This is a genomic window from Paenibacillus amylolyticus, assembly GCF_050990605.1.
Lineage (GTDB): Bacteria > Bacillota > Bacilli > Paenibacillales > Paenibacillaceae > Paenibacillus > Paenibacillus amylolyticus_H.
The window spans coordinates 6,294,011-6,306,716 of sequence record NZ_CP158832.1; the positions used below are offsets into that span (position 1 = coordinate 6,294,011).

General features: G+C 46.2%; 13 protein-coding genes. 6 read left to right on the forward strand and 7 right to left on the reverse strand.

Going from position 1 to position 12,706, the window contains the following annotated elements; all coding sequences use genetic code 11:
- Positions 1-236: 236 nt before the first annotated feature.
- Positions 237-665 carry an SRPBCC family protein gene (locus ABTV53_RS27715; RefSeq protein WP_433748732.1) on the reverse strand — a complete coding sequence of 143 codons (429 nt, stop codon included), beginning with the start codon at positions 663-665 and terminating at the stop codon, positions 237-239.
- A gap of 225 nt (positions 666-890) precedes the next feature.
- On the opposite strand from ABTV53_RS27715, the gene ABTV53_RS27720 reads away from it, so the two are divergent.
- Positions 891-1,658 (forward strand): class I SAM-dependent methyltransferase, encoded by a 768-nt coding sequence (locus ABTV53_RS27720; protein ID WP_433748735.1) that lies wholly within the window; start codon positions 891-893, stop codon positions 1,656-1,658.
- A 277-nt stretch (positions 1,659-1,935) separates the two neighbouring features.
- Here the strand turns inward: ABTV53_RS27720 and ABTV53_RS27725 are convergent, their stop codons facing one another.
- Complete coding sequence (locus ABTV53_RS27725; RefSeq protein WP_433748738.1) at positions 1,936-2,970, reverse strand: NADH:flavin oxidoreductase/NADH oxidase; 1,035 nt, start codon at positions 2,968-2,970, stop codon at positions 1,936-1,938.
- 49 nt (positions 2,971-3,019) lie between these two features.
- The gene (locus ABTV53_RS27730) at positions 3,020-3,211 is read right to left on the reverse strand and encodes a tautomerase family protein (RefSeq protein WP_017691642.1); all 192 of its coding nucleotides are present in this window, start codon (positions 3,209-3,211) and stop codon (positions 3,020-3,022) included.
- Positions 3,212-3,528: 317 nt separating this feature from the next.
- Here ABTV53_RS27730 and pepT point away from each other — a divergent pair, with 317 nt between their 5' ends.
- Positions 3,529-4,767, forward strand: coding sequence for a peptidase T (gene pepT, locus ABTV53_RS27735; protein ID WP_433748741.1), 1,239 nt, complete (start codon positions 3,529-3,531; stop codon positions 4,765-4,767).
- A gap of 146 nt (positions 4,768-4,913) precedes the next feature.
- Here pepT and ABTV53_RS27740 read toward each other — a convergent pair whose 3' ends face one another.
- Positions 4,914-5,606 carry a Crp/Fnr family transcriptional regulator gene (locus ABTV53_RS27740; RefSeq protein ID WP_433748743.1) on the reverse strand — a complete coding sequence of 231 codons (693 nt, stop codon included), beginning with the start codon at positions 5,604-5,606 and terminating at the stop codon, positions 4,914-4,916.
- A gap of 664 nt (positions 5,607-6,270) precedes the next feature.
- Between ABTV53_RS27740 and ABTV53_RS27745 the strand changes: the two genes are divergently transcribed.
- Positions 6,271-6,729 (forward strand): methyl-accepting chemotaxis protein, encoded by a 459-nt coding sequence (locus ABTV53_RS27745; RefSeq protein ID WP_433754357.1) that lies wholly within the window; start codon positions 6,271-6,273, stop codon positions 6,727-6,729.
- Between the two features lie 95 nt (positions 6,730-6,824).
- On the opposite strand, the gene ABTV53_RS27750 is transcribed toward ABTV53_RS27745, so the two are convergent.
- Entirely contained in the window at positions 6,825-8,261 is a 1,437-nt protein-coding gene (locus ABTV53_RS27750; protein WP_433748746.1) for an alanine/glycine:cation symporter family protein, read from the reverse strand.
- A gap of 331 nt (positions 8,262-8,592) precedes the next feature.
- Here ABTV53_RS27750 and ABTV53_RS27755 point away from each other — a divergent pair, with 331 nt between their 5' ends.
- Positions 8,593-9,522, forward strand: coding sequence for a response regulator (locus ABTV53_RS27755; RefSeq protein WP_433754358.1), 930 nt, complete (start codon positions 8,593-8,595; stop codon positions 9,520-9,522).
- Between the two features lie 173 nt (positions 9,523-9,695).
- On the opposite strand, the gene ABTV53_RS27760 is transcribed toward ABTV53_RS27755, so the two are convergent.
- Positions 9,696-9,872 (reverse strand): aspartyl-phosphate phosphatase Spo0E family protein, encoded by a 177-nt coding sequence (locus ABTV53_RS27760; protein ID WP_433748748.1) that lies wholly within the window; start codon positions 9,870-9,872, stop codon positions 9,696-9,698.
- Between the two features lie 435 nt (positions 9,873-10,307).
- Here ABTV53_RS27760 and ABTV53_RS27765 point away from each other — a divergent pair, with 435 nt between their 5' ends.
- Positions 10,308-10,931, forward strand: coding sequence for an acetate uptake transporter (locus tag ABTV53_RS27765; RefSeq protein ID WP_221819949.1), 624 nt, complete (start codon positions 10,308-10,310; stop codon positions 10,929-10,931).
- A 135-nt stretch (positions 10,932-11,066) separates the two neighbouring features.
- Positions 11,067-11,579: an acyl-CoA thioesterase gene (locus tag ABTV53_RS27770; RefSeq protein ID WP_124116913.1), complete on the forward strand. Its 513-nt coding sequence runs from the start codon at positions 11,067-11,069 to the stop codon at positions 11,577-11,579.
- 35 nt (positions 11,580-11,614) lie between these two features.
- Here ABTV53_RS27770 and ABTV53_RS27775 read toward each other — a convergent pair whose 3' ends face one another.
- Complete coding sequence (locus ABTV53_RS27775; protein WP_433748751.1) at positions 11,615-12,691, reverse strand: anthranilate phosphoribosyltransferase; 1,077 nt, start codon at positions 12,689-12,691, stop codon at positions 11,615-11,617.
- Positions 12,692-12,706 lie beyond the last annotated feature (15 nt).

Consider the following 12,706-nt stretch of genomic DNA (forward strand, 5'->3'; position numbering starts at 1 on the left):
TTCCATCCACAAGGGCGAGAGACGTCCAATTTTGTCGAATTTATTGCTATAAACATGTTACACGTTTCTGGTGCTCACGAAAATAGATTCCGTATCATAATTGGTCATTATCGTTATAATTTGAAGGTTTTCTGTCTCTTTCCGCCGGATCTTGGTTTGGTACAGCAACGAACCCCAGGCCGCTGTTCACCCGAATGAACGGGCGGGAGGTCCTGGGGTTGATGGAATGAATAAGCTTATTTAACAACTTGGGCAAGCTTCTGAACGATTCCGGCCCATCCTTGTTCCATACGTTCCCGCACGATCGCATGTGCCTGTCCAAACTCAGTTAGTTTATCCGCATCCCAACCGCTGTGAATCAGTGTGAAACCCGTACCTTCGGGCTGTTCATTGATTTGGAACGTCAACGTCCAGTCCTTACCCCAGCGGAATGACAGCTTGTGCAGGGGAAGAACTTCGGTCACCTGACATGGTGATTGGCCGAAGGGGCCTGCTTCCAATATAAACTCGTGACCTTCCACGGGTTCCAGATTGCCTGGCATGAACCAAGCCTCCAGTCCTTGCGCGGTTGAAACCATCTCCCACACCTTCTCTACAGGTGCATGGAGCACAAGCTCCTGCCGGATATCTGGCAGTGCACTTGATGAACTTGATGATGAATCCATTCGAATCACCTCCTTATACATTTCATTTCGTATAACTACCCGAATAGAAGTTGACCTCTGTTTGTACCCACCCTATAATTGAAATATATTCCAAAAAGGTGCGTGATTCCTATGATAGTCTGCTCTGAAAAATCCAATTCCAACCGTTGCCGGAAGGGATAATCTTAACGTATTCCCTTCCACGTTTGCAATTCATTACATTGAAATGTGGGGGATACCTATACCATGTCTTTCAGTTATTACGGTCCATTATGCACCGCCGTTTATGATTTAACCAAACCCGTGGGACACTCATTGGGAGGAGATATTGAATTCTATCGGCATTATCTTCAAGGCTGCAAAGGACGGATTCTTGAAGCCATGTCTGGTTCAGGCCGAATGCTCATTCCTTTGCTTGAAGCAGGCCTGAAGGTGGATGGACTTGATTATTCAACCTATATGATTGACTCTTGCCGTTCTCGTTGCACCGAGCGGGCATTGCCCGTGCCTGAGCTGTTTGTTGCCAATCTGGAGAAGCTTGACCTTCCGTATCGATACGAAACAATTATCATTCCTGGAGGTTCTCTGCTCCTTATCCAGGACAGACAGGCGTCGATTAACGTATTACGTAATCTATTTCAGCATTTAGAACCTGGCGGCAAGCTCGTGTTTGATCTGTTTCTGCCCGATGTGACACAACCCTCTTCTGTAGAAACATCAATTGTTTCATTACCCGATGGTGATACGATCACCGTAGAAGTGAAAACCATTGAAGTGAACCTTCTTCAACAGTACAAATTGAGTCTGATCCGCTACGAACAATGGCATCAGGGTTCTCTTGTTGCTACGGAGCTGCAACATCTCACTTTACGTTGGTACGGCATAGAAGAGTTACGCCTAATTCTCGAAAACATTGGTTTCTCTGACATCAAAGTATACGCCGACTTTAACCCGGATCAGCCACCTACACAGTCGAATCAAAAATTCGTCTATGAAGCAACTCGAAGAGCGTAGTAATCAGTAAATTAGTCTACATGTTTCTCATCATACAAAATCAGGCCACAGCATGAGGTTTTAACCATGCTGTGGCCTGATTTTTTTACTATATAGGATTTGCAATGAACATTTACACGAGAACGCAGAGGGCAGAAATAGCCTGAAGAAGCAACGCGTTCGCCTTTATCCTCAGATTTTCACCTTTGGAAAAGTGAATCAAAAAATCTGAGGATAACAGCGATCGGAAGGCTGTTCTGTCATCGGAGTGGCAAGTTTAAATAGGATTCATAGCAAATTAGTATCCACGAGAATATTGCTCCGCAATGGCAGCTTGATCCTTGCTGACACCCAGCTCCAGCGCCGCATGGTTCGCCCAGTACGGATCACGCAGCATGCCTCTGCCAACGGCAACCAGATCCGCATCACCGTTTCCAATCACCGCCTGAGCCAATGCTGCATCCTCCAGCATACCCACTGCGATGACAGGAACGTTCAGTTCCTCACGGAAGCGACGGGCAAATGGTACCTGATACCCCGGATAGTTCCCCGGTTTCCGCTGACCGGAAGGTCCTTCACCACCTGAACTGATATGGAACATGTCCACGCCTGCCTCTTGGTAGGCACGAGCAATATTGATCGTGTGGTCGATGTCGTATCCACCATCCGCGTATTCTACAGCCGAAATCCGCATAATTAGCGGCATATCTGCTGGCATTTCTTTTTTCACTGCACGAATGATCTCAACGCCAAAACGGGACAGATCCTGCCCATATCCATCCTCACGATGGTTCATCAGCGGGGAATGGAACTGGTGGATCAGGTATCCATGTGCACCGTGCAGCTCAATGGTATCCACTCCAGCCTTTACTGCGCGGCGAACACCGTCTGCAAACTTCTGCACCATGGCTTCTACCTCTTCCGTACTTAACGCACGTGGTTCCTTGTACTTTTCTCCAGGGAATGTAACTACCGATGGGGCAACCGGCTGCGGAGCATCCTCCGCTTTTCGTCCCGCATGCGCGATCTGAATAGCTACTTTGGAGCCGTAAGCATGGATTCCATCCACAAGTTTGGTGAAGGCAGGTACATGCTCATCTGACCATATACCCAAGTCATTATCGGTAATACGTCCATCCGGATCTACATCGGTCATCTCGATTACAATCAACCCTGTTCCTCCAACCGCACGGCTCACATAGTGAACCTGATGCCAATCGTTTGGAATGCCATCCTTCGCAGTGACAGAATATTGGCACATCGGTGCCATGACGACACGGTTATTTAATTGCAGACTCTTGAATTGATAAGGGGAAAATAATTGTTCAGTCATTGATGTTACATCTCCTGTTCCATGATCATGATATATATGAAGCCTTACTTTATTTGTCTAAGTCCGAAAACAGTTTTCCGTTCTTGCCGTAATTGTCCTTCTCCAAATCCTCAATGAAGATAAAGACTTTGCTCGGATCAACATCCAGTGTCTCACAAGCCACCTGAGTCATACGTTCAATCAACTGACGTTTCTGCTCAACCGACTTGCCTTCCAATACCTTAACAGTAATAAATGGCATGTCTAGGACTCATCCTTTCTTCATCATTTATTATGAACCTCAGTTATAAAAATACAAGTACGTACATTTTTGTGACCTAGTACCCTTTTTGATACCTAGTCATCCTCATATTTCAGCTCTGCCCCATTCTGGAAATGACTGCAAAACATGATATGATAACCGTAGAGAACCACAATAATTACTGTACCCAATTTACATAAGTTGTGACTAACGGTTACACGATAACAGCGATCAGAAGGTTATTCTGGCCTCGTAGTGGATCAGTGTAAGACAAGTAGCTCAACTTATATACTACTCAAGCTAGGGAGAGGTTATATATGAAAGATATATTAATTCAAAGACTGAGTACTTATGTTCAGATGGATACCCAATCCGATGAAAATAGCGAGACATGCCCTTCCACACCCGGCCAACTGGCCTTGGGCAAACTGCTCGTTGAAGAGTGTACCTCCATTGGTCTGCAAGATGTAACGATGGATGAGAACGGTTATGTCATGGCTACACTGCCATCCAATACCGACAAGGATGTTCCCGTCATTGGTTTCCTGGCTCACCTCGATACAGCGACCGACTTTACTGGCAAAAATGTAAAACCACAGGTGATCGATAACTATGACGGTGCTGACATTGTGCTGAACTCGGAACTGGATGTAGTACTGTCCAACAAGGATTTCCCGGAACTGCACGAGTATAAAGGCCATACCCTGATCACAACCGATGGTACAACGTTGCTTGGTGCAGATAATAAGGCAGGCATTGCCGAGATTATGACCGCGATGGCCTATCTGATTGAACACCCGGAAGTGAAACACGGTACGATTCGGGTTGCTTTTACCCCGGATGAAGAGATTGGCCGTGGACCGCACAAGTTCGATGTAGCTGCTTTTGGTGCCAAATATGCGTACACGGTTGATGGCGGACCACTTGGCGAGCTGGAATACGAGAGCTTTAATGCAGCAGCCGCCAAAATTACCGTACGAGGCACCAATGTACATCCCGGAACAGCGAAGGATAAGATGGTGAATTCTTTGAAAATTGCGATGGAATTGAATCGACGCCTGCCTGTGGAGGAAGCTCCTGAATTCACGGACGGTTATGATGGTTTCTACCATCTGTTGTCTCTGGAGGGTGACGTTGAACTGACTAAGATGAGTTACATCATCCGTGATTTCAATCGGGAGAAGTTTGAAGAGCGCAAAACAAATCTGCTCCAGATCGCGAACGAACTAAAGACCAAGTATGGAGAGAAAAGCATTACAGTTGAGTTGAGTGACCAGTACTATAACATGCGCGAGAAAATTGAACCCGTCCGCCAGATCGTCGACATTGCTCATGAAGCCATGACCCGACTGGATATCGAACCTGTTATTCGTCCCATCCGGGGAGGAACAGATGGTTCCCAGCTATCCTATATGGGCATGCCAACACCAAATATCTTCACTGGCGGCGAGAACTACCATGGCAAATTCGAATATGTATCGGTAGACAATATGGTGAAGGCAACACGTGTCATTGTAGAGATCGCTCAATTGTTCGAGCAGCGCGGAGATATCTGATTCACTTGACGTGCAGTGCACAAAGAGCACAAAGAGCACCGCTTGGTATATTCGGGAGGGTGCTCTTTTTTTGTGCCGTATTGTATTATATTGTGCCGCGTCATGTCGCTTAGATATGCAGGCTTGGTCTTTATTTTAAAATGCCATCACTCATATATATTGCCCCCTGCGATGACACGCAACTGTTCCAGATCACAGATCACTAGCTTTCGCTGCACTTTGCGAATAATATCACGATTACACAGATCTTGAACAACTCTATTAAGATGTCTATAGCTCGTGCCCAGCATATCCGCCAGTTCGGTGAGCTTGGAGGTCTGGATCTCTTCCGATGAGGGCTCGTCCTGGCCCATTGTGGACAACAGATAGCTGGCAAATCGGCTCTCGACCGGATATAACATATTCAGACTCGACAGGTTGGAGAAGGTATACAATTTGTGTGTAACCTGACTCAGCATAAAATGCAGAAATTTAGGGTTCCCTGCATACGTATTCTGGAGAGAACGATAGCTGATACCCAGCAACAGGCTTTTGCTCACCGACTCTACCGTATTCATAGCCTCCTTGCCATTCACCAGTTCCAAATCTCCCACGAGTGCAAGTGGTGTACTGAAACGAAGCAACAGAGACTTCCCGTTAGGCAGGGTGGTATAGATCTTGAGCTTGCCCTGCACGAGAAAATACAATCGCTCGGGTCGCTCACCTTTGGCACAGATCATCTCGCCCTTTACAGCCTCAAGTAGTCGCAACTCAGCAAGTGCACACTCATCCAGCACCTGATCCAACCCATTCTCACGGGCGAGTTGCCGCACAAGTCCAAAGTCCATGATTTCTTTCATTCCGACTTCCCCTCCGTTGTCGTATATACCGTACACAAAGGGACATATGTCCCATAATTCATATACATTCGTACAAATATCCTGATATAAAAATAGTTACAACTAACACTTATATCCAGTAAATCAGTTAACATGGGAAATATTTTAAAATTTAATCATAAAATGTTCATTCTTTCATGCAAAATGCCGTTCACGAAACGCACTTCCTGTCCGATGAAAGATAGAGCATTCCATAGATCGTTAAATATATTACATTCAAATATTGAAAGGATGGTCCTCTTCCATGAACGTTGTAGATGCCCTGCTTAAAGTAATGCCTTATATCAGTAAGATTCTTAGAGAACCAGCCAGTTTAACTGTATATGATCACGAAAAGGTATTGGAGGTTATTACCACCGATAAGTTTGACCTTGGTTTTGAAAAAGGAATGGCGCTCTTGGACTCATTCCAAAACTTCGCCGTCTTGAAAAACGGAAGAGAAGCCAGTCTCTCCACGATCCCCAAGGAGGTTTTTGGTATTGAACTCGATACCCTGAACATTCCGATCTTTGATGATAACCAGAACGTTGTTGCTGTTTTCTGTGTATCTTACGACCAATCCAACCAGAACCAGCTTGAAGACATTATACAAGAAAATCAAACCATCAATGGTAACCTCGTTGATATGGTGCAGCATGTCGCCGCTCATGCTGAAGAATTGCAAGCAACCAGTGAACAGATCTTGCAGAACACAAGACTTGCTGTTCAGAACTCTTCCCAAATCAACAAGGTAGCCGGATTCATTCGTGAAATCTCTGAACAAACCAACTTGCTTGGCCTTAATGCTGCTATTGAAGCCGCTCGTGTTGGTGAAGCTGGTGCCGGCTTCGGTGTAGTGGCTTCGGAAGTACGCAAACTCTCTGTGGATGCCAAACAGGCTACAAGTGATATTGACACCAGTCTGAGAGATGTACAACAGGTCATCAAACAGATGGAAGTTGAAGTCGCCCAGATTGCAGCCTCTTCACAGGAACAAGCAACGCTTGTATCATCCTTTACGGATGTGATTGAGCAGCTTAATGAAACAGGGGAGCGAATGAAAGCTCTGTCCGAACAACTGATCAGCTATTCGGTTAAAAAGTAATGCAACAAACAGGACTCGGGTTGCCCATGATGGATAATCCAAGTCCTGTTGTTTGTTGTGCCCATTTTATATAACCAACTACATTCAGATAAACCTTAATTGGCTACATGTATTGATTTATCTCCAATAACTTCTTCTTCCGACTGCCAGCATTCCACTTCACCTGGAATATGAATCCGGTCCCGGGTAAAGACGGGATCACGTCCTTCAGCCTTCTGTTTTTTATAGTCCTTCAACGCTTCGAAAGTCACCTTGGACAGCATCAGAATTGCAATCAGGTTCACCACCACCATGAGCCCCATGAACAGGTCAGCCAAATCCCATACCAGCTGCACTTTGGCTACCGCACCAAACAGCACCATCGCAATAACACATATGCGGTATACCCACAGCCAAACTTTGTTGGATTTGATAAACTCAATGTTGGTTTCTCCATAGTAATAATTTCCGATTAGTGTACTGAAGGCAAACAGGAACACCATAACCGCCAGGAATCCAGATGCCCATGAACCAACATGTACACTTAATGCAGCCTGAGTTAATTCAATGCCGCCCAGATTGGAACCTTTGTATACCCCGGATAGCAAAATAATCATGGCTGTACTTGTACATATCACTAACGTATCTGTCAGCACACCAAACGCCTGAATAAGTCCCTGTTTCACCGGATGTGTTGTATCCGCCGTTGCAGCAGCATTCGGAGCGCTACCCATTCCCGCTTCATTGGAGAACAATCCGCGTTTCACACCGTTCATTAGCGCAGCGCCTAACGTTCCGCCAGCAACCTGTTCGATGCCGAAGGCATTTTTGACGATCAACGCAATCATGGCCGGAAGCTGGGTAATATTCGTCAGCACCACAAAAGCCGCTACCCCAATGTACAATACAGCCAGTACAACAACGATGTATTCCGATGCTTTTGCAATCCGTTTGACACCGCCCATGATAATTCCTGCAAATATCACAGCCATAATGATACCCATCGTTAACCGATCCGTGCCAAATGAGTTCTCAAATGCAACGGTAATCGTGTTGGATTGCACCGCATTAAAGACCAAACCGAATGAAAGTGTAATGAGAATGGCAAATAATATCCCCATCCAGCGTTTGCCCAACCCACGTTCCATATAATATGCCGGACCCCCGCGGAATCCACCCTTATCCTTCACTTTATAGATCTGAGCGAGCGTGCTCTCCACAAAACTGGAGGCTGAACCGATAATTGCAATGATCCACATCCAGAATATAGCACCAGGTCCACCCAGTGCGATAGCCAGTGCGATACCGGTAATATTCCCTGTACCTACACGAGCCGCCATACTAATACAGAACGCCTGAAAAGGAGAAATTTTGCCTGGTTCCTTGCTTTTCGGCTCTAGAAGCACCTTTACCATATCTCCAATCATGCGGAATTGCATGAATCGAGTCTTGGTGGTGAAGTATATACCACATACTACCAATAGTATAATTAACACTTTGGACCATAGAAAATCATTGAAAATGCCGACAATATCTTGTATTGTTTGCTCCATCGGTATGCCCCTTTTTATGGTGAATTTCAAGTACAGAGATGAGTCACGTGAAAAGTTTGTACCATTCTGCCACAACACTAGCCCCCGACTTCGGGATGTTACTTATACTACAAGGGCATCTACGGAAATCGACAGATACCTACATGCAATTTATACATTTATTTTAAAAATGGGCTTTTATCGCCCAATCATTGTCATTTAACCTGACATATCAGGTTCTATGCAAGAAGGAAAGGAACGATTACACTGGAACGAGAGTTCATGGCGGTGTTAACCGCCTTAACCATAGATTTATCAATCACACCATTCGCAGAGAAAGGGAATGACTGACATGCGTTATTTTATCGTGGATGATGATCCTGGCGTTCGTTCCATGTTGATGGATATTATTGAGGATGAAGGCCTTGGTGATATTGCCGGGGAAGCTGAGGATGGAGCGCATATTCACGCGGAACTGCTGGAACTGCATAAGGTGGATATCCTGCTGATTGATCTGCTGATGCCACAACGAGACGGGATTCAGACTGTGCGGGCGCTTGAAGGCAGGTTTGAGGGCAAGATCGTCATGATCTCCCAGATCGAGTCGAAAAATATGATCGGAGAAGCCTATTCACTAGGCATTGAATATTATATTACGAAGCCGATTAACCGGTTGGAGATTCTATCTGTTCTGCGACTGGTGAGCGAAAGGCTCCGGATGCAGCAATCCATCGCAGATATTCAGCGGACATTGCAGGGATTGTCCGGTTTGAATTCTATCGAACGTACCCCAGCTCCGGTTCCGGACAAAACCATTACGACAGCAGGACATTTCCTGCTGTCCGAGATGGGCATGATCGGTGAAGCGGGCAGCAGGGATCTGCTGGACATGCTGGAATATCTGGAGCAGATAGAGACAGATGAACATAAACTGTCCCCTTATACGTTCCCATCCCTCAAAGACATCTTCCAGAATGTAGCGATACGTAAATTGGGAGAGAGTGCCTCACTCGCAGAGGTGAACAAGGAGATCAAGGCATCGGAACAGCGCGTTCGCAGAGCCATCTTCCAGACACTGAGCCATGTGGTTTCTCTCGGATTAACAGATTATACACATCCCAAGTTCGAGAACTATGCATCCAAATTTTTCGATTTCACCGAAATTCGCAAGAAAATGCTGGAGCTGCAAAACAATGTGGAGCCTTCCCTGTCCCAGACCCGAATTAATACGAAAAAGTTCGTACAGGTCCTATATCTGGAATCCAAACGATTGCTGCATTAGACAGATAGATAATTGATATTTTGCAAAAAACAAACGGGCTGAATATTACGCCGGTAGAATACCTCCTTCTCAACTGAGGCTATCCATTTCGGCGATATTCATACCCGTCTGTACGATCAAGCGTTACAATCTATGTGATTCGTTCTGTATATATAATCAAAATCGCTTCGGGTTCAAACCCGTGAATGTTTTCGGCTAATTCGGTTATACTCATTAATCAATTCGTCCAATGCCATAGACTGCCGAATCACATCGGGATGCCCAAGACCACCCTTGTTATGCTCTACCAGCATATGAAGGTTATGTCTGGCCTTCTCTATTTTATTTTTCAAATCCAAACTCATAACCATGACCCCTGATACCTCCTTATTCTGTGAACCATTTTAGTTTTTCCTGTCAATCTATAGTTGGATTAACATATGGCATAGGAGACAAGGATGTTTTGTATTCTTCTCCAAATTTTGATAAAGATTATTTTATCACACAAGAGCTTATCCGAAAATGGCTGATATGACGCAATTTTAGTGGTATTATCGAGGGCTTTATTCTAGCGTCTGGTCTCATCATTCACGGCAAAAACGGATTGTGTCATAAATGTGTATATTGAAAAAACAAAAAGTCTATTGGTTCAAAAGGTAATAAAATCCCTTTCCATAATGGGGTCATTCAGGTACAATAGGGCGATGTGTGTGTCCGGACCCGGCGGATACAAATGATGTAATTTAGAGGACGGCCAACGACGGCCATAGATCCTGATTTGATATTATTGGAGGCTTATCATCACCATGCAGACCGATTCACAGACTAAAGTCAAAATTGTTAACGCCGATCCCAGCGCAATGGGATTATTTGGGTTGGCTATCGTAACCCTGGTCGCTTCTTCCCAAAAGCTTGGCATTACAGATGGACTTAGCTACGCTATTCCTTGGGCGATCTTCCTGGGTGCCTTCGCCCAGTTATTCGCATGTATTCAAGATTCCAAACGCAACAATACCTTTGGCACAACTGCTTTTGGCGCGTACGCATTCTTCTGGTTCGCCATGGCTGCCAACTGGATGATCAAAATGGGCGTATTTGGCTCCACGCTTGCCGAACAGGCCGATGGCAAGCAGCTCGGATTTGCTTTTGCCGGATACCTCGTATTCACCCTGTTCATGACAATCGGTGCGATTGAAGCGAATAAAGTATTGCTGATCATCTTCATTCTGATTGACTTCCTGTTCCTTGGCTTGACCTTTGACGCTTTCGGCGTAGCTCCTCACATTTTCCACACCATTGCAGCATACGCTGAACTGGCGATCGGAATTGTGTCCCTGTACGGTACAGGTGCTTCGGTACTGAACGCTCACTTCGGTTATGCGTTCTTACCTATTGGCAAACCGTCCGGCATTTTCAAGCCCAAGGCTTAATATACAGCAGTAAACCGCCAGCGCGCCGGTCCGCGCCTGGCGGTTTTTTATGCAGTCCAACTTCAAGTCACAGCAGCCATACTGTAAGGAGGAAAAAACATGAGAGAGATACCGAAACCTACGGAGATGGATCAGGTGGAGAAAAAATATGTACGCGAAACACGTTGTTTCAAGACGGCACGGGTGTTCCCAACCGATGTCAACAATCATAATACGCTATTCGGCGGCAAGCTGATGTCCTACATCGATGATATCGCATCCATCGCCGCTTCCAAGCTATGCCGGGTCAATACCGTAACGGCTTCAACCGACTCGGTCGATTTCCTGTACCCGATTAACCCAACGGATTCCGTTACGCTGGAATCGTTCGCGTCCTGGACCGGACGCAGTTCCATGGAGATTTTTGTGAAGGTGATTCGCGAGGATCTGAAGACCGGAGAGAAAAAAATTGCGGCGACTGCATTTCTGACCTTTGTGGCCTTGGACGAAAATAATCGCAAACTGATTGTACCTCGTATCATCCCGGAGACCGAAGAAGAGAAGAAACTATACGAGACCGCTCCGGATCGGGCGGCCATGCGGAAAAGGCGGCGGGAAGAGAGCAAAAAATTCGCCGACTTCCTGACCGTTACTTATCCTTGGGAGTAAGAACACACTAAACAATCACAAGCTTGAACCAAGGCTTATCTGGACGATGCCGGATAGATGGACATCGCTCTATTATCCGGCAGTTCGCCGCCCATGGAGACACACCACTGTTGATAGATACGATACGCTGCACCACTCTCCAACAACCCCTGGCAAGTGTATATGCCCTCTTCGATGGAATTAACACGCCCCGCTGCGTACAAGCGGAATCCTCCATTTAACAAGACCTGATTCACAAAAGCAATATGACCGTCACCGCTTAATACACTTTCCGCCACTTCAAGCTGCTTCGCAGCCGTCCAGACCAGTTCCGGCACGGGCATATCCAATTCATAGGCTGCAGGATCAACCAATTCTAGCTTCATATCACCATCTTCCACGGCGTATACGCGGGTTGGCCGATCAATATACAGATCCTCAGAACCTTCCATCCCCTGTACCACATAAGCACGGCGATAGTTAAACCGGGTGAGCAGCTTCGCAATCCGATCCAGAAAGGTATTATGAAACACACCAAACACCAGATACGGTGAATGGTTATAATCAATGAGTTTCTCTGCTGTGTTCAGCACTGTGCGGAATCCCAGCTCTTCCCGTAACGGACGAAGCTTGCGAAGAGGCCCACACCACTCCTCGGAGGATACGTACATGACACCTGAACGCAACGCAGCACCTCGGGCATCTTCCCGATCCATCTTACCCGTATCTATTCCTGCTTCCTTTAACAGAACTGACAGCGTAACGCCCCACTTGGGCGGTAAAGGATCACTCCCGTGCAGAGTCACAGGCAACCCGGCCGCCGCGAGTACAAACGCAACCGGAAACGTGGCCATGAACGACTTTGTCCGTCCATCATAAGGACCCGCACAGTCCAATCCATCCTGAAATATGGAGAAACGTTCCGCACTGTTACGACAAGCATGAACAAAAGCTTCCAGTTCCTCGACGTTTTCCATTTTCATACGTTCAGCCATAAGAAACGCAGCCGTCTGGGCAGGGGAAACCTCCTGTTTCAGGATTTTCTCTGCTACGGTCAGTGCCTCTGTATAATTTAGATCACGCGAGCCTCGTTTCCCACGTCCGACCTCTCGGAGTATCTGAGACATATCCATGGAGAATCCTCCTTC